Origin of the sequence: Photobacterium sagamiensis (assembly GCF_050337085.1) — a bacterium.
GTDB lineage: Bacteria > Pseudomonadota > Gammaproteobacteria > Enterobacterales > Vibrionaceae > Photobacterium > Photobacterium sagamiensis.
In genome coordinates, this window is record NZ_JAKJSP010000044.1 from 12,262 (window position 1) to 32,433 (window position 20,172).

Sequence of the window (20,172 nt, forward strand, 5' to 3'; positions counted from 1 at the left end):
TCGTTCCTAGCCGATAAGCACTCTTGCTCTATACCGCTCTAGGATTTGCAACCAATATTAACAGCCGCTTATCCCCTCGACCATGAGCAAAAACAAGCAAACAGCCAAGATGAGACATATGATCAAAAATAGTATGGCACTTCAGTCAGGTATTATTTGCGATAATCACGTAAGCAGGCTGACAAATGATAGCCAGCGATTTAACATAGTGGTCATAAAGTTATTCACCATATATTTGTAATGGACAGTCTCACGCCCTGCCGTTTCATTGCCTCGCAAGCAAGAAATCGTGATTTGAGCTGCAGTTACAATGTAAATCATGGAATGTCCTATGAGCACCTGGTCTAACGCACTGAATTTCAAAAAAATCGCATTGACAGCACAAGATAACCTACCTGAACTGGCTTTGGTTAATCTGGATGATTGGGGTCTGGTCACCTTGATTGGTGATGATAAAAAATCCTACCTGCAAGGCCAGGTAACCTGTGATGTCGTCTCTCTGCCAACCGATGCATCGACTCTGGGTGCCCATTGTGATGCCAAGGGAAAAATGCGCACAGTTTTCCGCTTGTTCAACCACAATGACGGATATGGTTTCCTGCAACGTAAAAGCGTAATGGCCAGCCAACTGCCTGAGCTGAAGAAATACGCGGTATTCTCTAAGGTTGATATCGAAGCAAGCGATAACGTATTACTTGGCTTAACGGGTGAGAAAGCACAGGCTGTCGTTGATCAGTATTTCACCGGTGAAGGTGAGGTACGTGTTATCACCGCAGGTACGGCAGTTAAAATTGACGATGATCGCTGGTTATTTGCTGTCACTGCAGAACAAGCAGAAACAGTAGTAAACACCATTGTTGAAACCTGCAATGACGTGCTGCTATCTGATAGCACGCTGTGGGATCTGTACGACATCCAATATGCTATACCCCGTATCGATGCTGCAACAGAACTTGAATTCATTCCGCAGGCAATGAACTTACAAGCCGTCGATGGCATCAGCTTCAAAAAAGGCTGCTACACCGGCCAGGAAACGGTCGCTCGCGCTAAGTACCGTGGCATCAATAAACGTGCGATGTATATCGTCAGTGGTGAAGCGGTGCAATGCCCGCAAGCGGGTGATGCATTAGAGCGAAGTATCGGTGAAAACTGGCGTAAAGGCGGCACGCTCATTGCGGGTTATCAGTATGCCGACAACCAAGCTGTCGTCCTCGTGGTACTGCCAAACGATCTGGATTCAGATACCCAATTCCGTCTTGCTGCGCAACCAGAATTCATCTGGGCGAAGCAGGATCTGCCTTACACGTTGGATGACGAGTAAGTAATGAACACTTCCGTTATTAAATACTTAGAAAAAGAAGGTGTCGACTATCGACTCCTTCCCCATTCGAAGCCAGCCAAAACCATCGAAGACGCTGCGAAAGAGCGCGGCGTCGCTCCGGAACAAATGGTGAAATCGATCCTGCTGCGCGACATGAGTGGCTTTCATGTCTTAGCCTGTGTACCAGGCCCCGCTCAGGTTGATCCAACCAAAGTACGTGCGATGTTTGGCTGTCGGCGTATGACCTGCGCCGATGCCACAGACGTCGAAAAAGTCACGGGCTTAGTGATCGGTACTGTGGCTCCTGTTGGTTTAAAACACCCCTTGCCGCTCATTTTTGATCATGCAATTAAAAAGCACCATAAGGTCAACATCAGTAGCGGCGACCGCATGGCTGGTGTCGAATTGGAAACAGAAGATTTACTGATGATATGCGACCCAATGTTCGCTGACATTTGTCGCTGACGCCGCCGGGCCTTATTCACTAACGGTTCCTTCACTAACAACTGTTTGGGGGCCGTTTTTCTGCCTGCTTGACCACAATTCACGGCAAATGATTCATTTTGTTACATTCTGGTGTGGCATATTTAATATTATTATCCCTGACCGCTTTTGAATAGTTTCTCATCAATGTAGAATAACCTCTCAATAAATGAATAAATCATATTTATTGAGAAGGACCCTCCATGCACCAGCAAACGATCAACCAACAAGCGATCTCCTGTGATCAATGTGACTACCATATCAACAACGTTCATCCGCAATCTTATGTCATGGATCAGCATGGCAATCGTATTACCGCCAACTCCCTGAGTCATACCTTCAAAAGCATCTATGGGGTTAGTGAGAGCACCATTAATGCTGTCCTCAAAGGTCAAATCAACGATGGTGCTACCGAAGCACTACAAAAAATGATTTTGAGCCTGAGTGGTAAGCTGTATACCCATAGCTGCCAGGAGTGTGCCGCCCACTTTACGTTAGATCCCTCGAAAGATAAGCATGCTTGTCCGCACTGCTGGTCACAGAGCATTGCTCAGATCAATGATGGGGACCACTGCCCTAAATGTGGCGAAGGTAAACTGAACTAACGAATTGGTACTAAGCCTTTCGCAACCATAAAGGCGCAGACGCGTCTTTATTTATTTGACGCATTAAAAATCGTCTTATTGACTTTCCCCTGACTTATCAGCAGTGTAGATACCTGTTGGCAGAAGTGGGAACCAAGTAAGATGAAAAATATCAACTGGCGTGGCGTTGACCTCAATTTGCTGGTGGCTTTTTCGGCCCTGATGGAAACCCGGAGCGTAACAAAAGCTGCCGCCAAACTCTCGATTGGTCAGTCAGCTATGAGCCATAACCTGTCGCGATTACGTCTGCTGATGAACGATCCACTGTTTGAACGTCAGGGCCATCAGATGATCGCCACTCAAAAAGCCGCTGAACTGGCTCCCACCATCGAAAATATTTTAAACCTGGTGACAACTCAGATTTTACAGCCAGATAGTTTCGAGCCTCAGCATTATTCAGGCACTTTCCGGATTGGTTTAACCGACTACGCCGAGCTACTGTTTGCGCCCGCTCTCTTTGACGCGATCACTCAGCTTGCCCCCCAGTGCCAGCTGAGTTTCTGCAATGTGGATAGAAATAACTACAACGAAAAATTTAATGAGCGGGACGTTGATGTGGTGATCGGCTCTATGACCAACTTGCCAAAAGAATTAGTGAGCCAATATCTTTATACAGAGGATCATGTCTGCCTGTTTGACAGTGAAGCGACCGGACTAACAGCACCGGTTAGTCTGGCACGTTATATCATCACACCTCATGCCTTAGTTACGCCGGATGGTAAATTAGCCAGCCAGATCGATAGTCAATTGCACGATCAGGGATTCACACGCCACATCGCGGTGGGATCGAGTAACTTCCTGACCATACGCCATCTGCTAAAAGGACGAAACTTACTCTGTGTCGTTTCACAATTAATGGCACGACTGGACCTCTTCAATGACGAACTCGTCCAGTGCCCGGCTCCGGTTGAGATCCCGGATTTTGATATCAATATGCTGTGGCAGCGTCGAAATAGCAGCCACCCGAAAATTGAGTGGCTGCGCCAAGTGGTCAGCAAGACCATTACTCAACGAGTCGCATCCTTGCGTGGAGAAAATGATGCGATGAAAAAATCTAAGGCGCTATAGTGGAATATCATACAGAGTTAGCGCTAACAAACATCGTTAACACAAATACCATTACTTGAACCCTTCTATCTTCATTAGACCTTGGATCGACGGATTTCTATTCATCATCATGCCAATTTTTGCTGGTTCTGCTTTTTTCTTACTGCCACAACCGCACCCGCAGTCCCCTTTTTCACGCTTACAGGGACGACCTTGATCTGCTGCCGTTAGCGCCACTTTTGCCACATTACCCGCGAGCACGGCTTCCACAGGGCTACGTGAAGGAACCTTGCTCACGGCAAATCCGGCATTTAATAAACGCCCCAACGAGCGCTGGCCGATATTGCCAAGCACAATCTCTTTCACGCCAAATTCACCTAATTGACGCTGGATGATTTTCTTGTGTTTGCAGCCAAGTTCTTTGCTGCCTCCATTTTCAATACGAGCAATCATCTCCCCTTGCGGATCAAAAACCATAAATGCCGCAGCCTTACCGAAATGACCGGCGACTTCAGAGCGAGGAGTAATGGCAATTGCAATAGACATATCAGTGTTCCTTTATTTCAGCCTCAGCGCATGGCTGATGAATTAATGAAGATGAAGCGGGGCATGCTGGCTTCAGCGGGACGGTTGCTTCTTTTTGAGTTGTCTCATGCAAGTGCGCAGCTTGCAAATCGATAGCCTGTCCTGTAACTAACGCCTGTGCCACTTTCTGACGGGCACGAGACACAATATTTCCCAGCGTCTGACGAGAAACACCAAGTTGCTTGGCCGCCTCTATTTGGCTAAGGCCATTCATGTCAACCAGACGCATTGCCTCCAGTTCATCCGCCGCCAGCTCAATCGACGTCAGCTGTGACATTGGCACACCGTTAGGCTTAAAACAGCTGTAAGCCGGACGGCAACCAATCCGGCGTTGAATTTTAGGTCTTGCCATCGAACCCTCGTTTTTGGCATAAGCTAATAACTTATACATTATTGGCCTATGCCAATAATCATTTATTGATCTAACACAAACTGTGGCATCAATTCTCACCATTATTCCGCCGTGAGGAAGCAAGTCAGACATTTATCCGAACACGTATTGAACAACAGGAAAATGAGATTTCAGAAGATAATGCTATTTACATGCGAGAAGAAAGCGAACAATGCACAAAAAAAAGATCGGAAAGCAGCGTGATTTTACACCTCTGGTCGCAGCGATATATGAATAAAATGGCGTAACACAATAATAAACAACCATTAATCCGGCAAAACAATTGTATTTGACATAATGCCACAAGACAGAAACATGATTATCCAACCCGACAGGCGCAGTTAATTATTCTGCAAGCAGATATTTACCACTAAATATAATCTACTCAATTGAATTTAACATTATTATTATGCTGATAAAGTCACAAAAGCGTAATGCAAATTGTTTTATAATACGTCGCGTTAGGAAAACCAGACAAGGTTGAGTTTTTTATGCGCATGTTCAAACGCTACTTGCCTAAGTTAATTGCTAAGCATGTAAGTCGTTTATTTAGTGGAAGAATTTATATTGATGGCCGAGGAGGCTATCATTTCGACAAGGGAATGTTGCTTGTGCCAGTAAAAGCCCAGCAACGGCATTACCAAACCGTCAATGAGGTTAACCAAGAGATAAAGCGTTTGAAGGAACCCTGCTGAGAGCATTAATGCCCGGCGTGAGTCTCTTTTATTAAGGATCTCTGTTTATTTAAGCCCACTGATTGTGGGCTTTTAAATGAACAGGTTATACTCATCGGGATAAATGCCCCGATAGGTATTACTCCGATTCATCCACCAGATCCTGGTAACTTTCGGCATCGAGTAAATCTTCAAATTCCCCTTCATCTTCAGCTTTTATCTGAAATAACCAGCCATCACCGTAAGGATCACTGTTTACCAGTTCAGGGGAATTCTCTAAGTCTTCATTCACCGCAATGACAACCCCGGTTAACGGCGCATAAACATCAGTTGCCGCTTTCACCGACTCGGCAACCGCGCAGTCTTCACCCGCCTCAGTGTCTGTATCCAGATCAGGTACATCAACAAATACCATATCACCCAACATTGACTGAGCATGATCGGTAATGCCGACAGTAAAAACGCCATCCCCTTCAGGACGAACCCATTCATGGGTATTGGTAAATTTCAATTCAGAGGGAACATAACTCATTGTGTAACTTCCTTATGAAAAGACTGCTTATCACTCGATAACTGATTCGGTTTAAGCAGATGATTTAAGACCAAAACGCCTCAGCCCCATGTAATTCACCATGATATGCACTGAGATAACACCTAACAAATCAGTCTGGTACAACTACAGCCTACAGTTTTTGCTGTAACTCACACGGCATCGATTTCCTGTTATTTACTGTAGGTGAAAAAAGCCATTTTGTGATCAATTTATCTTTTTTATCTGTACAACATCTCAGATCTATTCAATCACACCGGTCACTTTGCCCGACACCAGCCAAGTTATTGTGACAGGTAAAAAAAAGCCATCTCAATGGAGATGGCTTTAATATACGATTAGGTATATACGATTCAGCATTAATATTTGGCTAGTTCAGGTAACTCACCCGATAAGCCCAGAGCCCGGCGCATAAACTCATCTTTGACTCCCGGAGCTTTATCCGCAATCAACATACCCAGATCCCGCACCAACTTTTTAGCCGGGTTGCTACCGTCAAATACATCCCGGAATGTCTGCATTGCGGTGATCATTTTAGCCGCTTCCGCTTTACGCCAGCGCTCATAATGACGCAAGTTGACTTTCTTGCCGATGTCCTGCTCTTGCAGCCACAACGCTTTGAGTTCCTGAGCCAGACTTGCCGCATCCAGCAAACCAAGGTTCACGCCCTGGCCCGCTAAAGGATGAATGGTGTGCGCGGCATCACCGACAAGAGCAACACGGTCACGAACAAAATCGCGGGCATAACGCATTTTCAGTGGGAACGCCTGACGTGCTCCGTCGACTTGACATAGACCTAAACGGTGATCAAAAGCAGCAGTGAGTGACTTATTAAATTCTTCGTCACTTAACCCGCACAACTGCTCAGCCTCTTCTGGTGCTACAGACCAGACAATAGAGCATAAGTCGCTTTCAGCTAACGGCAGGAAGGCCAGCGGCCCTTGCGGACGGAAGATCTGGCGGGCTGTTTTATCATGGGTTTCATCACAACGAATATTGGCGACAATTGCACTATGACCGTAATCCCAGTGAGTCAGTGGAATATCCAGCTGGTGACGAACCCAAGAGTTAGCGCCGTCTGCACCGACCACCAGCTTGGCCGTCAGGTTTTTGCCCGATTCCATGCTTAGCCAGGCTTCGCTCTCACCGAAAGCAATATTTTTACAGCGTTCAGGCGCCAGCAGAGTCACATTGCTCAACTGCTTAATGCGATCCAGCAGAGCTAATTGAATGACCCGGTTTTCTACAATGTAACCTAAATTCGGCTGGGCTAAACGTTCGGCATCAAATTGAATGCTGGCAAAACTATCTTGCTCCCAGACCTCCATTTTGCTGTAAGGACTCAGGCGACGGGCTTCAATACCCGGCCAGGCACCGGTCCGGCGAAGAATGCGTTCGCTGGCTCGGCTTAATGCGGAAACACGTAAATCCGGTAATGGAGCAAGCTCTGGATCTGGCAACTGGCCTTCAATCACGGCAACACGCAGCTCGGTGTCTGCTAACGCAGCGGCCAGGGTTAAACCAACCATTCCCCCACCAATAATGGCAACATCAACACTCTGCATCATTATACCAATTCCATTAATTATCTAACCATTCAGAACACCACTGGGAGTCTAGTTCAAGGATAGCGATTGATAGAAGAGTGGTTCTCTTTTGATATCGCTAGACACAGAAATTGGCTTCCAGTGGTGTTCCCTTTGGGCGAGTTTAAAATACTTTTATACTACGTTAATAAATTTCAATTTAGAGCCACTAGATTTTCAATTTACCTCCTTGTCTAAAAGCATTTTAACTCTCGCTGAATTGATCAGATAATTAATGGATTTGGTATTTTATCTTTCTACCTGTCCCATCGCACGCCTTAGCAGCGGTGCTTTTAACGTATCAAAAAAGTTCATTACCATCAGGCCGATATTACGGCCAGCAACAAGAGGAAAACTGTCATTGGCAAAGAGACTCACCAGCCCTGATGTCATTGCAACGGTCGCTTCACGATCCGGCGTGCGACGCTGGCGGTAACGGCTTAACATCGCAGCACAACCTACATCTTCGCCCTGCTCGATACCCTGTACGATCTCTTCGGCCAGTGACATGACATCACGCAGTCCTAAATTAAACCCTTGTCCGGCAATCGGATGCAGCGTTTGCGCCGCATTACCCACGACGGCGACACGGTGCGAGATCAGTGACTGTGACTGGCGCAGCAATAACGGATAGGCTGCACGCTGGCCAGTTTTAACTAACTGACCTAAACGCCAGCCAAAAACCTGCTGTAACTCAGCCAGGAACCGCGCATCGTCCCAGCCCATTACCGCGGCCTGATGCTCGGGCTTAATGCACCATACCAACGAGCTCCGCCCTTCTGACATCGGTAACAGGGCAACCGGGCCATAAGGGGTGAAACGCTCAAAAGCTCGGCCCTGATGCGCTTTTGCGGTGGTTATATTGGCAATCACGGCCACTTGTTCAAAGTCATGCTCAGTGCGAGCAATGCCTAACAGTTCACAACAACTCGACATGGCACCATCAGCCGTCACCAGTAACCGGGTTTGCAGTTGCTCCCCCGACTCAAGGGCTAGATTGACTTGCTGCTGAGTGCGTGAAATGTCGGTGATCGTTGCCGGGCAATAGAGATCGGTCTGATCCTGTTCATTAAGCTGCTGATGAAACAAAGCGCCGGTATCAGCCAGTTCAACCACATAACCCAGCGCATCAACCGCCATCTCTTTCGCATCCATACGAACCATACCCGCATGGCCGCGATCAGAGACATGAATATGAGAAATCGGGGTCGCGACATTAGCCAGTTTCGGCCAGATCCCAATTTTATCCAGCAGATTGGCAGAGCCTAAAGATAACGCGATACTGCGTGCATCGTAACCCGGGTGCTGATCCAGTCTGGGGTTGACGGCTTCAACAACCGCAATACGCAACCTCTGATCACTATCACAACAATTACCACTGAGTTTATTCAGTGCAATTGCCAATGCCGCGCCAGCCATCGCGCCCCCGGCAATCACAACATCATACTGTTTCACATCCAGTCCCTTAGCGTTAATAATTAATGCTGCGTCGGTTTTTCACCCTGACCAATACCCGGGATATTCGGCTCTTCAACGGCACCTGGACGCTGACTCAGCTCAACCAGACAGGTCAACACACACTCGGGCACATAAGCGACCACATTATCGAACAGCTGAACCTGCTCTACCATGTCTTCGTCTTCATCGATACCTAATTGGGAGATCTCTTCCAGCACAGAAACGGCTTCAGTCACTTCCGGTGACAGCTTGGATTTTTCCAATCCCATCAAGCCCAGGCCTGAAATAAAATTAGTGGTCCACTCTCTCAATGCTTCGGCGCGCAGCATCAGCTCGGCCTCTTCGGCGGGCAGCAGTAAAGAAATGTTGAATTCATAATTTGCCAGCTCAGCCGCTGTCGAGGTAAACAATATTGTCGCTAATTCACCCAGCTCGGTTGAGGCTGCATCAAATACAGTCCGTACTGCCGCTTTCGCACCATCAGTCAAAGGTTCACCCTCGTTGGCGTAGTCGCTTACCGGACCGACCCAGCTTTCATCGTCTACCGCCAGGCCGCCGCAGATCATACCGCTCAGCAGGCCGTGCAGCTCTGACGGAGAAGCCGCTAAACCGTGATCTTTTAATGCTGCATCAACAGCGTCATATGCGGGTACTTTAACTTCGCTCATGGGCGTTTCACCTTAGTCTCATTGGTGCTAATCTTAATTGTATTATGCTACCACTTAGCCTCAAGTCAGGCTAATACCCTTTCTGGAAAGCTTGGGCTATGTTTGCAGTTGCAGCAGATTGCAGCAGACTGGTTAATATCTGATTAGTCAGTGACTCATCCATCTAAAGCGTGATGAGTGAGCTTGCATGTTGAAAAGGCTTTTTCTATATTATCTGTCCATTGCAAGCGGAATGCTAAGTAGACAGTGTTCTGGCACGGAGCTGATTAAAGGTTTATGAGTACTCAGGCAGTTGAAATTCAAGTTTTAGGCAGGATCTTACAGGTTAACTGTCCATTAGGTCAGGAAGATGCATTGCGAGAAGCTGCGGCAGATTTTGACCAGCGTTTGAAAGATCTGTCTGAACGCACAAACGTAACAAACACCGAGCAGCTACTGATGTTTGCCGGTTTAAATGTGTGCAACGAAATGCACACAGAGCGTAGAGAGCACAACGGCAGTGCTTCAAATTTATCCAACAGAATCAATCTGTTAGCAGAAACTTTGGATAAAGCATTGCAAAATCAACCAAAGCGTTGATAATGAATTGACCCTGGGGTGTACGTCAGCGTATTAACGTCCCCGAGCCGATAAGCAAAAAAATAGGATTAGCTGCCTATTAACTATTGAGCATGCTCAGCCCGACTGAGAAGCCTGCGGTTAATGTTGCTGATCCACCTTGAACTCGGGTTCAAGGGCCACAATGCGCAACGGCACCTTGGGGCATACCCTCTACTCTATAGTAACGAGAATCGAGATATGTGATTCTAGAAACTCGTTCGCTAGATACTCGCTTCTATAATTACCCGAACAACCTCTGTCATTGGATGACCTATGAGTGCACCTGTTCAACCATCTTCTTCTCGCCAGCACATTCGCCAACACATTCGTCTGCGTCGCCGTGCCCTCGGCCCTCAGCAACAACAGCATGCCGCGCAGGATCTGCTCGTACTATTCCAACAGGTGCCGAGTGTTATCGACGCCCACCATATTGCACTGTATTTATCCAATGACGGTGAAATCGATACCCAGCCACTCATTGACTGGCTGTGGCAGCACGGCAAAGCGGTCTACCTGCCCGTGCTGCATCCATTCAGCAAAGGCCAGCTGCTATTTCTGCACTACACACCAGATACGCGAATGACACTGAACAAGTATCAAATCCAAGAGCCGGTGTTAGATATTCGCTTGGTCAAGCCGGTGAATGAACTGGATCTGATCTGCACCCCGCTGGTCGCCTTTGATAGTACCGGTCAGCGCCTGGGTATGGGGGGCGGCTATTATGATCGTACGCTCAATCGCTGGCACCATGAAAAGCAAGGCCCGCGCCCGCTGGGGCTGGCTCATGATTGCCAGCAGGTCGAAAACCTGCCGTTCGAAGCCTGGGATGTCCCGCTACCAGAAATCATTACCCCCTCTTGCCATTTTTCCTGGTAATGATCGAATACTGACGTCTTTCCCGTCATATGCGCGCCCCGCGCAAACGTTTGGTTTTTATGTACCACAGCCATGATCGCTAACTCTATGTTATTAATAGCTTTATGATTTCTTATTATGAGAACAGAGATCTCAGTCAAAATTTGCCCTGACGTACCACACACTCTTCGTTATAATCAGCGCACTGCGGTTGGTCATCACTAGGAGAAAGGCATGACACAAGATGAAATGAAAAAAGCGGCTGGCTGGGCTGCACTGGAATACGTAACAAAAGGCAGCATTGTCGGTGTCGGGACAGGCTCAACCGTTAATCACTTCATCGATGCACTAGAAACCCGTAAAGAAGAGATCAAAGGGGCTGTTTCAAGCTCAGTCGCCTCTACTGAACGTCTGGAAGAAATCGGTATCCCTGTTTTTGATGCCAACGAAGTTGCCGGCCTCGACATTTATGTTGATGGTGCCGATGAAATCAATGGTCAATATGACATGATCAAAGGCGGCGGCGCGGCACTGACTCGCGAGAAAATCGTTGCTGCAATGGCCAAACAATTCATCTGCATTGTTGATAACACTAAACAAGTAGACGTTCTGGGTCAGTTCCCTCTGCCTGTTGAAGTGATCCCAATGGCACGTTCATTTATCGGCCGTGAGCTGGTAAAGCTTGGTGGCGATCCGGTATACCGTGAAGGTGTTGTGACGGATAACGGCAATATCATCATTGACGTGTATAACATGGCAATCACTGACGCGAAAGCGATGGAAGACAAAATCAATGCCCTGCCAGGTGTAGTGACTGTCGGCCTGTTTGCTCACCGCGGAGCGGATGTTCTGCTGGTTGGTTCGCCTGACGGTGTAAAAAAATTCGAAAAATAAGCAATCATAACCGCTGCTTATGTTATTAGATTACGAAACGGCATAATATATGCCGTTTTTTATTATCTTTTTTGTAATATTCTTACCCATACTGGTTATTATTTGATACTTTAATGAACAGCATGTAGCAATCATTTGAGTGTAAGCCTCAGGCTACTGGCGCGCAGGAAAAGGATATTACCCGCAGCCGCTATATCCCGTTAATCCTTTTCCGTTCAGCATCGCTGGTTGCCCAACCTGATTTCCTGCCACTCATGTTTTAAAGGATGAAAACCCAATGGCTAAAGTTTCACTGGATAAAGAAAAGATTAAAATTCTCTTATTGGAAGGCCTTCACCCTTCTTCTCTTGAGGTTTTACAGCACGCTGGTTACACCAATATTGAATACCATAAAGGTTCACTGGCAGGTGACGAACTGCTTGAAGCGATCAAAGACGCTCACTTTGTTGGTATCCGATCCCGTACTCAGCTAACTGAAGAAGTCTTTGAGGCTGCCAAAAAACTGATGGCTGTGGGCTGTTTCTGTATCGGTACCAATCAGGTTAATCTTGCAGAAGCCAGCAAACGGGGTATTCCGGTTTTTAACGCTCCTTTCTCAAATACCCGAAGTGTGGCCGAGTTAGTTCTGGGAGAAATCCTGCTGCTGCTTCGTGGTATTCCGGAAAAGAACGCCAAAGCCCATCGTGGCGAATGGCAGAAATCCGCCGATCACTCTTTTGAAGCACGAGGCAAACGCTTAGGTATCATTGGTTACGGCCATATCGGTACGCAGCTGGGTATTCTGGCTGAAAACCTTGGTATGCGAGTCTATTTCTACGATATTGAAAACAAGCTTTCACTGGGTAACGCCACTCAGGTTCGCTCGATGACCGAGCTGCTCAACAAGTGTGATGTGATCAGCCTGCATGTACCGGAAACCCCTGATACTCAAGATATGATGGGCGCCGATGAATTTGCTCGTATGAAACCAGGGGCGATCTTCATCAATGCTGCGCGTGGTACTGTGGTTGAAATCGATGCGTTATGTAGCGCACTGGAAAGCAAGCACCTCGCGGGCGCTGCGATTGACGTGTTCCCGGTAGAGCCTAAAACCAATAAAGACCCGTTCAAATCGCCACTGGCGCAATTTGATAATGTGATCCTGACACCGCATATCGGTGGTTCAACCCAGGAGGCGCAGGAAAATATCGGGATCGAAGTCGCTGGTAAGTTAGTGAAATATTCCGATAATGGTTCAACACTGTCAGCGGTTGGCTTCCCTGAAGTGTCACTGCCTGAGCACCGTGACTGTTCGCGTCTGCTACACATTCATGAAAACCGCCCGGGGATCCTGAATCAGATCACCACGATCTTCGCCGCAGAAGGGATCAACATTGCCGCCCAGTATCTGCAAACAGGAGCCGAGATCGGTTATGTGGTTATTGATGTGGAAACCGAGCGCTCGGAAGAAGCCCTCCGTAAGCTGAAAGCAATCGACGGCACCATTCGTGCCCGTATTCTGCATTAAGATCAAAACGACAGAATCGAGATCCTAGTTTCGAGATACGAGAAAGGAGAGCATTCGCTCTCCTTTTTGTTTTTTGGTCCTATGGTCCTATGGTCCTATGGTCCTATGGTCCTATGGTCCGGCAGACTCTTCAAGTCAGCTTTTGAAGTCAAGCTTTTGATTTTCCTAGTCACTCGAACCTCGTAACTCAAAATCTCATCTTCACAGAGCCGATCTTCTACTCCTCGAGCTTAAATGTCACTTCCACCCGATCCCGGATCGTAATTTGAGTATCTTGATAGGTTGCAGCCGTTTCTACGGCAGCGTCCATCGCCATTGCCCTCATCATTATCGGGCGCGGGCTAGAGGCGTGATACGTGATCTTCCACACCCCATCAATACTCTCACCAAACCCCTTCGCAAGTGATTCAGCTTTTTCCTGGGCATCTTTAATCGCAGCCTGACGCGCTTGCTCGATAAACTCCGCTTCATTGCTGACTTTCAGCTCAATATGATTAATCTTGTTGATCCCATCACCCAAAGCGCCATCTAAGTATTCGTTAAGTTTATCAAGCTCTTTAATAGTAACCGTGATATGACGACTGGCACGGTAGCCCGTTAGCTCTGGCTTTTTATCCTTTGGATAATGGTATTGAGGGTGCAGCGTAATATTCGCGCTCTTAATATCTGTACGGTCCACACCTTGCTTCTTCAGGCGCTCGTTAAATGCGGTTACGGCTTTATCCACCGCCAGCTTGGCTTCTTTTGCCGTCTGACGGGTTTCGACAACTTCAACCGAGAACACCGCCATATCAGGCTGAACCATGACTTCGCCCATACCTGTGGTTTCCAGGTGCGGGAAAGCGACGTCTGCCGCCATGGCTCCCGCAGAGATCAATGAACTGGCGCCTACTAATACCACCGCTAGTAAATGTTTCTTCATATGGCTTTCCTACTCTCTTTTTATTGAAGGCATTATTGATGACGTATTTTTTGATAATGCGTATCGTGTATGGGTTCGACAACAGAATTCACAAAATTATCCCATCCTTACTATTTTTTTGAATGCTGTTTTATTTATCAATAAATATTGACTGCCGAGCACATTCATTACTGTGGTAACACCTTCTGTGCGTGGCTTACCAGCATCTCTGACAATACTGTTAACACCCCGCTTTCTAATGCCCAGTGATGCCAATACATTCTGCGGGTCAGAAAAATCTCCGGTGTCACATTGATGAGCTCTCCGCTGGCCAGCTCATCTTGGATCTGTACTCTCGGGATCAGACAATAAGCAATCCCCTCCATGGCAATCCGGACAAAGGCCTCGGACGATCTGACGGTATGCTTCATCACACTGCCTAACGGTAAATTAAAGTGCTGCTGGACAAAGAGTTCGTGCATATCATCATGATGATCGAAGGCAACGCCCGGTGCTGCCAGTAAACTGTCACGTGTTACGCCATTGGCAAAATATTTATCCGCAAAATCAGGACTGGCCACACAGAGAAAATCGACCCGGCCAAGATAATCGGCGACACACCCAGGCATAGGAGTCGCTTCCATGCTAATGGCACCCACTACTTCACCGCCACGCAGTTTGTCTAACGTACGGGCCTCGTCCTCCACCAGCAAGTTAAGCTCAATTCGGCGTGACTTTAACAGCGGACTCAATGCCGGTAGTAACCAGGTTGCCAGACTATCCGCATTAGTTGCCAATGAGACCGATAGTGGCTGACTGGTATCATCCGGGTTAATTTCCGGTAGCAGCTCCTGCTCCAGTAAACGTACCCGACGGTAGAGGCCTAACATTTTCTGGCCGGCCGGTGTCGGTCTTGGCGGTTGCTCCCGTACCAGCATTGGTTGCGCCATCAGCTTTTCCAGCTGTTTGATCCGCTGCGAAACAGCCGATTGCGTAATACACAAATGATCTGCTGCACGCTCAAAACCACACTGCGAAATCACCGCATCCAATGCTTCTACCCAGCGGTAATCCAACCCTCGCATACTTGCTCCCGTTACGGTTAACAACGATCATTAGAGAAACTAATAATGTATTAATTTTATTAGTTGTACTTAATCCTACACTCGGGAGTAAGCTTGCGCCATTAATTAACACCATAGATTTCAAAACGATAAAGGAAAGCTGTAACAATGAGTATTTGGGCACTATTACAAGGGTTTGGCTTAGGTGCCAGCATGATTATTCCAATAGGCGCGCAGAATGCCTATGTATTAAATCAAGGTATTAAACGGAATCATCATCTGACCACCGCGACCATCTGTAGTATCCTCGATACCCTGTTTATCAGCCTGGGTATTTTTGGTGGCGGTGCCTTGCTGTCGAGTAATGAGACCCTGCTGATCAGCGTTACCGTCGGCGGTGTACTGTTTCTGCTTTTCTATGGCTCACTGTCACTGAGCAGTGCACTGCGTCCCGCCCAGGAACAAGAGCAGCGTAAGCAGGTACTCGCCCGTGGTCGTCGTACCGTGATCCTTGGTGCCCTGGCTGTCACCGTGCTTAACCCTCACATGTATTTAGATACCGTGGTCATTCTGGGCTCCATTGGCGGCCAGTTTGAAGGTAATGACCGGATCGCTTTTGCCATCGGTACCATTATGGCTTCCTTTGTCTGGTTCTATACCTTGTCTATCGGGGCGGCAAAATTAGGTCCGACCTTGTCAAAACCAAAGGTGAAGCGCGGTATTGATCTCGCCGTTGCCGCTATGATGTTCTTCATCGCCGCCCACTTAGCCAAAGGACTTTGGACACAATATGTTGCCTGATCAATTAGAAGCTATTTATCTCAAAAATCTTGCCCTGTTCAGCGAAGCCGGTGTCGGCTATCAACAATGGCAGCATGACCCCATACTGGATTTCGAGACCGATCAACGCATCAGTACCGAACTCGGTATAACTGCAGCACCAACCAAAAGTTTATTCATGAAACTCAAAGGCGGCGGTCATTGCTTGTTATTGACCCATCGCGACAGTCGACTCGACAGCAAGTTGGTGAAATCGTTGGTGGGTAAACGCGTATCGATTTGCAGCAATGATGAAATGGTGGCAGCCATCGGTTGTGAGCCTGGTGCGGTCTGTCCATTCGGTCTCCCAGAGCACATCACTTTGCTGATCGACCCTGTGCTCTATTCGTTTGACGAATTGATGTACACCCCCGGCAAACCAACCATGACATTCGCCTTTGCCAGCGACAAACTGGATGCGCTGTTGGCGTTACTGCCAAACCCGCAGATTCAGCTACCGTCAGCACCGGAACAGCAAGTGCACATCGCCTAGCTATCGCAACACACGCCGCTTACATTCCTAATTTATCCATAAAAAATGGAGCCCCCTGAGGCTCCATTTTCTATTTTCATCAAAGATGACTGACAGGCAGGAATTAGCCTTCCAGCTTATTCAAATGCACATCCATTTGAGGATATGGAATACCGATATTTTCTTTATCAAGCTCTTCTTTGATCGCTTGTAGCAAATCGAAGTATACACCCCAGTAATCAGAGGTTTTAACCCATGGGCGAACCACAAAGTTAACAGAGGAATCCGCCAGTGCCACGACACCAACTGTTGGTGCAGGATCTTTTAATACCCGAGACTCTGCTTCAACAACACGTGCTAGTACTTCTTTGGTTTTCTTCAAATCAGCGTTATAAGAAACACCTATCACGAAATCAATACGGCGAGTTTCATGACGAGAGTAGTTAGTAATTGCACTACCAATTACTGCACCATTGGGTACAACTACCATTTTATTATCAGGTGTACACAATACCGTTGAGAAAATTTGAATGGATTCAACAGAACCTGCAACACCACCAATTTCAACGTAATCACCGGATTTGAACGGACGGAAGCTGACAATCAGTACACCCGCGGCAAAGTTAGACAGTGAGCCTTGCAGCGCTAAACCAATCGCTAAACCCGCGGCACCGATAACCGCAACCACAGATGCCGTTTGAACACCTAAACGACCAAGCGCTGCGATTAAAACAATTACAAACAGCAGATAGCGCACGAGCGAATGCAGAAATTCAACAACCGCCTCATCCATGCTCTTTTTACGCAGCACTTTCGCCACGCCATTCGCAATCCCTTTTACAATAAGATTACCAATAAATAGGATCAGAATCGCCGAAATAAGGTTAACACCATACTGGATCAGCAGCTCCTGATTATCTGCCACCCAGTTGCCGGCACTAAGGACGCCATTCGTTAACTCATTATCGGTAATAGTATCAACAACCTTGTCTGTAACGCTCTCACTCATTATTTGTCTCTCTTTATTTATTCCGAAAGAATTACCACTCCCCGATAGCCTCGATATACCCGCAAGGGTTATAAGGCTACTGATAGGAATAGGTTTTTGTTTGCCTGCTAATATATACCAATTTATTTGGCCGGATAATAAAAAAGCCCGCAATGCGGGCTTTTAAATAATCTCAATGTTCCACGCCTAAGCGTAGGTTACATCTGTCTGTAATAAATTACAGTACGTCGATTGCGTTAAGGTCTGAGAATGCTTTCTCAAGACGAGTAACCATAGACGCTTGACCAGCACGTAGCCATACGCGTGGATCGTAGTACTTCTTGTTTGGCGCAGCTTCGCCAGTTGGGTTACCGATTTGACCTTGTAGGAAATCACGGTTTGCAGCTTCGTATTGACGAATACCATCCCATGAAGCCCACTGAGTATCAGTATCGATGTTCATTTTGATAACACCGTAGCCGATTGACTCTTGGATTTCTGCTTCAGAAGAACCAGAACCACCGTGGAATACGAAGTTCAGAGCGTCAGATGCAATACCGAACTTCTCTGCACAGTATGCTTGAGAATCACGTAGGATAGTTGGAGTAAGAACAACGTTACCCGCCTGGTATACACCGTGTACGTTACCGAAAGATGCTGCGATAGTGAAACGTGGGCTAATAGCGTTTAGTTTCTCGTATGCATAAGCTACATCTTCAGGTGAAGTGTAAAGCTCAGAAGCGTCCATATCAGAGTTATCAACGCCGTCTTCTTCGCCACCAGTACAACCCAGTTCGATTTCTAGCGTCATACCCATCTTAGCCATACGCTCTAGGTACTGACCACAGATTTCGATATTTTCTTCTAGTGTTTCTTCAGAAAGATCGATCATGTGAGAAGAGAATAAAGGCTTGCCAGTTTGCGCGAAGAACTCTTCGCCCGCGTCTAGTAGACCGTCGATCCAAGGAAGTAGTTTCTTAGCAGCATGGTCTGTGTGAAGAATTACAGGGATACCGTAAGATTCAGCAATAGCGTGAACGTACTTAGCACCAGCTACCGCGCCAGCGATTTGTGCGCCCTGACCTTCTAGTTTCAGACCTTTACCAGCGAAGAAACCAGCACCGCCGTTAGAGAACTGAACAACTACAGGAGCTTTAACTTTAGCTGCAGCTTCTAGAACACCGTTGATAGTGTCAGTGTTAACAACGTTAACAGCTGGAAGAGCAAATTTGTTTTCTTTTGCTACTGCAAATACTTTCTGAACGTCATCGCCAGAAATTACGCCAGGTTTTACAAAATCGAAGATCTTAGACATAACAATAGTCCTATTAACTTACGTAGTCGGTGTTAAATATTAAACGAAACTTTGCAAACGTTTGCTTCTGGTCAAGCATTCTATAAAAACTTGATTCGATTCACAAACATTAAAAGAAGGGAGCATTCGCTCCCTTCCTATTTAATTATGCTTTTGCGCGCTCTTCTAGCATCGCAACGGCTGGTAATACTTTGCCTTCAACGAACTCAAGGAACGCACCGCCGCCAGTAGAGATGTAAGAAACGTCAGCCTTGATACCGAACTTGTCGATAGCCGCTAATGTGTCACCGCCGCCTGCAACAGAGAAACCTTCAGAATCTGCAATTGCTTTAGAAATACCAGCAGTACCTGCTTCAAAGTTTTTGAATTCAAATACGCCAACTGGGCCATTCCAAAGAATTGTCTTTGCATTGCTGATGATTTCAGCAAGAACTGCAGTTGATTCTGGACCTAGATCGAAGATCATGTCGTCGTCTTGAACTTCAGAAACATGCTTGATTTCAGCTTCTGCGTTCTCATCAAATGCTTTTGCACATGCAACGTCAGTCGCAACAGGGATTGCACAGTCTTTCATTAGTTTCTTAGCTGTTTCAACTAAATCTGCTTCGTACAGTGATTTACCAACATTGTGGCCTTCAGCTGCGATGAACGTGTTCGCGATACCGCCACCAACAACAAGTTGGTCAGCGATTGTAGATAGCGACTCTAGAACAGTTAGCTTAGTTGATACTTTAGAACCACCAACGATTGCAACAAGTGGACGAGCAGGATTGTCCATTGCTTTGCCCAGTGCTTCAAGTTCAGCAGCTAGTAGAGGACCTGCACATGCGATAGGTGCGTTCATGCCAACACCGTGAGTAGATGCTTGTGCACGGTGAGCCGTACCGAATGCATCCATTACGAAGATGTCACATAATGCTGCGTACTTCTTAGAAAGTGCTTCTTCGTTCTTCTTTTCGCCTTTGTTAAAACGAACGTTTTCAAGAACAACTAGCTCACCAGCGTTTAGTTCAAGACCATCTAGGTAATCTTTCGCTAGTTTAACGTCACAATCTAGTGCGTCATTTAAGTAGTTAACTACTGGAGCTAGAGAGAACTCTTCGTTGTACTCACCTTCAGTTGGACGACCAAGGTGTGAAGTAACCATTACTTTAGCGCCAGCTTCTAGGCAGCGCTTGATAGTTGGAAGAGACGCTAGAATACGAGCGTCAGATGTTACTTTACCGTCTTTAACTGGTACGTTTAGATCGGCACGAATAAATACGCGCTTACCAGCAAGTTCCAGATCAGTCATCTTGATTACAGACATGGTTTGTCCTCTCAACAGTGTTAAAAATAAAATTTAAAGTT

21 protein-coding genes, 1 other RNA gene and 1 pseudogene are annotated in these 20,172 nt (G+C 46.9%); 12 read left to right on the forward strand and 11 right to left on the reverse strand.

What is annotated here, in order from left to right; all coding sequences use genetic code 11:
- Nucleotides 1–331: 331 nt before the first annotated feature.
- From ygfZ to L4D76_RS19970, 4 genes are all read left to right on the forward strand, one after another.
- On the forward strand, nt 332–1,321 hold the full coding sequence (gene ygfZ / locus L4D76_RS19955) for a tRNA-modifying protein YgfZ (protein ID WP_428442638.1): 990 nt from the start codon (nt 332–334) through the stop codon (nt 1,319–1,321).
- Between the two features lie 3 nt (nt 1,322–1,324).
- Entirely contained in the window at nt 1,325–1,786 is a 462-nt protein-coding gene (locus L4D76_RS19960) for an aminoacyl-tRNA deacylase (RefSeq protein ID WP_428442639.1), read from the forward strand.
- A gap of 221 nt (nt 1,787–2,007) precedes the next feature.
- Nucleotides 2,008–2,409, forward strand: a complete 402-nt coding sequence (locus L4D76_RS19965; protein ID WP_428442640.1) for a hypothetical protein — start codon at nt 2,008–2,010, stop codon at nt 2,407–2,409.
- Between the two features lie 141 nt (nt 2,410–2,550).
- Complete coding sequence (locus tag L4D76_RS19970) at nt 2,551–3,516, forward strand: LysR substrate-binding domain-containing protein (RefSeq protein ID WP_428442641.1); 966 nt, start codon at nt 2,551–2,553, stop codon at nt 3,514–3,516.
- Between the two features lie 51 nt (nt 3,517–3,567).
- Here the strand turns inward: L4D76_RS19970 and L4D76_RS19975 are convergent, their stop codons facing one another.
- On the reverse strand, nt 3,568–4,041 hold the full coding sequence (locus tag L4D76_RS19975) for a NifB/NifX family molybdenum-iron cluster-binding protein (protein ID WP_428442642.1): 474 nt from the start codon (nt 4,039–4,041) through the stop codon (nt 3,568–3,570).
- A 115-nt stretch (nt 4,042–4,156) separates the two neighbouring features.
- Nucleotides 4,157–4,432, reverse strand: a pseudogene (locus tag L4D76_RS19980) (DUF134 domain-containing protein); the annotation flags it as partial.
- 530 nt (nt 4,433–4,962) lie between these two features.
- Here L4D76_RS19980 and L4D76_RS19985 point away from each other — a divergent pair.
- The gene (locus L4D76_RS19985; protein WP_428442643.1) at nt 4,963–5,166 is read left to right on the forward strand and encodes a DUF1107 domain-containing protein; all 204 of its coding nucleotides are present in this window, start codon (nt 4,963–4,965) and stop codon (nt 5,164–5,166) included.
- Between the two features lie 118 nt (nt 5,167–5,284).
- Here the strand turns inward: L4D76_RS19985 and gcvH are convergent, their stop codons facing one another.
- The 4 genes from gcvH to L4D76_RS20005 all read right to left on the reverse strand — a co-directional run bounded on the left by gcvH (nt 5,285) and on the right by L4D76_RS20005 (nt 9,407).
- On the reverse strand, nt 5,285–5,677 hold the full coding sequence (gene gcvH / locus L4D76_RS19990; protein WP_428442644.1) for a glycine cleavage system protein GcvH: 393 nt from the start codon (nt 5,675–5,677) through the stop codon (nt 5,285–5,287).
- Nucleotides 5,678–6,054: 377 nt separating this feature from the next.
- The gene (locus L4D76_RS19995) at nt 6,055–7,263 is read right to left on the reverse strand and encodes an FAD-dependent 2-octaprenylphenol hydroxylase (protein ID WP_428442645.1); all 1,209 of its coding nucleotides are present in this window, start codon (nt 7,261–7,263) and stop codon (nt 6,055–6,057) included.
- A gap of 267 nt (nt 7,264–7,530) precedes the next feature.
- Nucleotides 7,531–8,736 (reverse strand): 2-octaprenyl-6-methoxyphenyl hydroxylase, encoded by a 1,206-nt coding sequence (ubiH, locus tag L4D76_RS20000; RefSeq protein ID WP_428442646.1) that lies wholly within the window; start codon nt 8,734–8,736, stop codon nt 7,531–7,533.
- 23 nt (nt 8,737–8,759) lie between these two features.
- Nucleotides 8,760–9,407, reverse strand: a complete 648-nt coding sequence (locus L4D76_RS20005) for a UPF0149 family protein (RefSeq protein WP_428442647.1) — start codon at nt 9,405–9,407, stop codon at nt 8,760–8,762.
- A 276-nt stretch (nt 9,408–9,683) separates the two neighbouring features.
- Here L4D76_RS20005 and zapA point away from each other — a divergent pair, with 276 nt between their 5' ends.
- The 5 genes from zapA to serA all read left to right on the forward strand — a co-directional run bounded on the left by zapA (nt 9,684) and on the right by serA (nt 13,263).
- Complete coding sequence (gene zapA / locus L4D76_RS20010; protein ID WP_428442648.1) at nt 9,684–9,986, forward strand: cell division protein ZapA; 303 nt, start codon at nt 9,684–9,686, stop codon at nt 9,984–9,986.
- A gap of 7 nt (nt 9,987–9,993) precedes the next feature.
- A non-coding RNA gene (gene ssrS / locus L4D76_RS20015) (6S RNA) lies at nt 9,994–10,175 on the forward strand.
- A 105-nt stretch (nt 10,176–10,280) separates the two neighbouring features.
- The gene (locus L4D76_RS20020; RefSeq protein WP_428442649.1) at nt 10,281–10,883 is read left to right on the forward strand and encodes a 5-formyltetrahydrofolate cyclo-ligase; all 603 of its coding nucleotides are present in this window, start codon (nt 10,281–10,283) and stop codon (nt 10,881–10,883) included.
- Nucleotides 10,884–11,096: 213 nt separating this feature from the next.
- Nucleotides 11,097–11,756 carry a ribose-5-phosphate isomerase RpiA gene (gene rpiA, locus L4D76_RS20025; RefSeq protein WP_428442650.1) on the forward strand — a complete coding sequence of 220 codons (660 nt, stop codon included), beginning with the start codon at nt 11,097–11,099 and terminating at the stop codon, nt 11,754–11,756.
- A 277-nt stretch (nt 11,757–12,033) separates the two neighbouring features.
- On the forward strand, nt 12,034–13,263 hold the full coding sequence (gene serA, locus L4D76_RS20030; RefSeq protein WP_428442651.1) for a phosphoglycerate dehydrogenase: 1,230 nt from the start codon (nt 12,034–12,036) through the stop codon (nt 13,261–13,263).
- A 217-nt stretch (nt 13,264–13,480) separates the two neighbouring features.
- On the opposite strand, the gene L4D76_RS20035 is transcribed toward serA, so the two are convergent.
- On the reverse strand, nt 13,481–14,185 hold the full coding sequence (locus L4D76_RS20035) for an oxidative stress defense protein (RefSeq protein ID WP_428442652.1): 705 nt from the start codon (nt 14,183–14,185) through the stop codon (nt 13,481–13,483).
- Nucleotides 14,186–14,352: 167 nt separating this feature from the next.
- A complete protein-coding gene (locus L4D76_RS20040) occupies nt 14,353–15,249 on the reverse strand; it encodes a LysR family transcriptional regulator ArgP (protein ID WP_428442653.1) in 897 nt (298 codons plus the stop codon).
- 147 nt (nt 15,250–15,396) lie between these two features.
- On the opposite strand from L4D76_RS20040, the gene L4D76_RS20045 reads away from it, so the two are divergent.
- Both L4D76_RS20045 and L4D76_RS20050 read left to right on the forward strand, forming a co-directional pair.
- A complete protein-coding gene (locus L4D76_RS20045; protein WP_428442654.1) occupies nt 15,397–16,029 on the forward strand; it encodes a LysE/ArgO family amino acid transporter in 633 nt (210 codons plus the stop codon).
- Nucleotides 16,019–16,540: a YbaK/EbsC family protein gene (locus L4D76_RS20050; protein WP_428442655.1), complete on the forward strand. Its 522-nt coding sequence runs from the start codon at nt 16,019–16,021 to the stop codon at nt 16,538–16,540. Before L4D76_RS20045 ends, L4D76_RS20050 begins: the two co-directional genes overlap by 11 nt.
- 103 nt (nt 16,541–16,643) lie before the next feature.
- On the opposite strand, the gene mscS is transcribed toward L4D76_RS20050, so the two are convergent.
- The 3 genes from mscS to L4D76_RS20065 form a co-directional block, all read right to left on the reverse strand.
- Nucleotides 16,644–17,528, reverse strand: coding sequence for a small-conductance mechanosensitive channel MscS (mscS, locus tag L4D76_RS20055; RefSeq protein ID WP_428442656.1), 885 nt, complete (start codon nt 17,526–17,528; stop codon nt 16,644–16,646).
- Nucleotides 17,529–17,745: 217 nt separating this feature from the next.
- Nucleotides 17,746–18,822, reverse strand: coding sequence for a class II fructose-bisphosphate aldolase (fbaA, locus tag L4D76_RS20060; RefSeq protein WP_428442657.1), 1,077 nt, complete (start codon nt 18,820–18,822; stop codon nt 17,746–17,748).
- A gap of 145 nt (nt 18,823–18,967) precedes the next feature.
- Nucleotides 18,968–20,131: a phosphoglycerate kinase gene (locus L4D76_RS20065; protein ID WP_428442658.1), complete on the reverse strand. Its 1,164-nt coding sequence runs from the start codon at nt 20,129–20,131 to the stop codon at nt 18,968–18,970.
- Nucleotides 20,132–20,172 lie beyond the last annotated feature (41 nt).

What these genes read in the sequence shown, in the direction of transcription:
- L4D76_RS20040 (WP_428442653.1), bottom strand. Translation starts at nt 15,249, where the DNA reads ATGCGAGGGTTGGATTACCGCTGGGTAGAAGCATTGGATGCGGTGATT.
- L4D76_RS20020 (WP_428442649.1), top strand. Translation starts at nt 10,281, where the DNA reads ATGAGTGCACCTGTTCAACCATCTTCTTCTCGCCAGCACATTCGCCAA.
- L4D76_RS20050 (WP_428442655.1), top strand. Translation starts at nt 16,019, where the DNA reads ATGTTGCCTGATCAATTAGAAGCTATTTATCTCAAAAATCTTGCCCTG.
- gcvH (WP_428442644.1), bottom strand. Translation starts at nt 5,677, where the DNA reads ATGAGTTATGTTCCCTCTGAATTGAAATTTACCAATACCCATGAATGG.
- L4D76_RS19965 (WP_428442640.1), top strand. Translation starts at nt 2,008, where the DNA reads ATGCACCAGCAAACGATCAACCAACAAGCGATCTCCTGTGATCAATGT.
- L4D76_RS19970 (WP_428442641.1), top strand. Translation starts at nt 2,551, where the DNA reads ATGAAAAATATCAACTGGCGTGGCGTTGACCTCAATTTGCTGGTGGCT.
- L4D76_RS20005 (WP_428442647.1), bottom strand. Translation starts at nt 9,407, where the DNA reads ATGAGCGAAGTTAAAGTACCCGCATATGACGCTGTTGATGCAGCATTA.
- L4D76_RS20045 (WP_428442654.1), top strand. Translation starts at nt 15,397, where the DNA reads ATGAGTATTTGGGCACTATTACAAGGGTTTGGCTTAGGTGCCAGCATG.
- L4D76_RS20065 (WP_428442658.1), bottom strand. Translation starts at nt 20,131, where the DNA reads ATGTCTGTAATCAAGATGACTGATCTGGAACTTGCTGGTAAGCGCGTA.
- L4D76_RS19985 (WP_428442643.1), top strand. Translation starts at nt 4,963, where the DNA reads ATGCGCATGTTCAAACGCTACTTGCCTAAGTTAATTGCTAAGCATGTA.
- zapA (WP_428442648.1), top strand. Translation starts at nt 9,684, where the DNA reads ATGAGTACTCAGGCAGTTGAAATTCAAGTTTTAGGCAGGATCTTACAG.
- L4D76_RS20035 (WP_428442652.1), bottom strand. Translation starts at nt 14,185, where the DNA reads ATGAAGAAACATTTACTAGCGGTGGTATTAGTAGGCGCCAGTTCATTG.
- ygfZ (WP_428442638.1), top strand. Translation starts at nt 332, where the DNA reads ATGAGCACCTGGTCTAACGCACTGAATTTCAAAAAAATCGCATTGACA.
- fbaA (WP_428442657.1), bottom strand. Translation starts at nt 18,822, where the DNA reads ATGTCTAAGATCTTCGATTTTGTAAAACCTGGCGTAATTTCTGGCGAT.
- L4D76_RS19975 (WP_428442642.1), bottom strand. Translation starts at nt 4,041, where the DNA reads ATGTCTATTGCAATTGCCATTACTCCTCGCTCTGAAGTCGCCGGTCAT.
- L4D76_RS19995 (WP_428442645.1), bottom strand. Translation starts at nt 7,263, where the DNA reads ATGATGCAGAGTGTTGATGTTGCCATTATTGGTGGGGGAATGGTTGGT.
- mscS (WP_428442656.1), bottom strand. Translation starts at nt 17,528, where the DNA reads ATGAGTGAGAGCGTTACAGACAAGGTTGTTGATACTATTACCGATAAT.
- L4D76_RS19960 (WP_428442639.1), top strand. Translation starts at nt 1,325, where the DNA reads ATGAACACTTCCGTTATTAAATACTTAGAAAAAGAAGGTGTCGACTAT.
- rpiA (WP_428442650.1), top strand. Translation starts at nt 11,097, where the DNA reads ATGACACAAGATGAAATGAAAAAAGCGGCTGGCTGGGCTGCACTGGAA.
- serA (WP_428442651.1), top strand. Translation starts at nt 12,034, where the DNA reads ATGGCTAAAGTTTCACTGGATAAAGAAAAGATTAAAATTCTCTTATTG.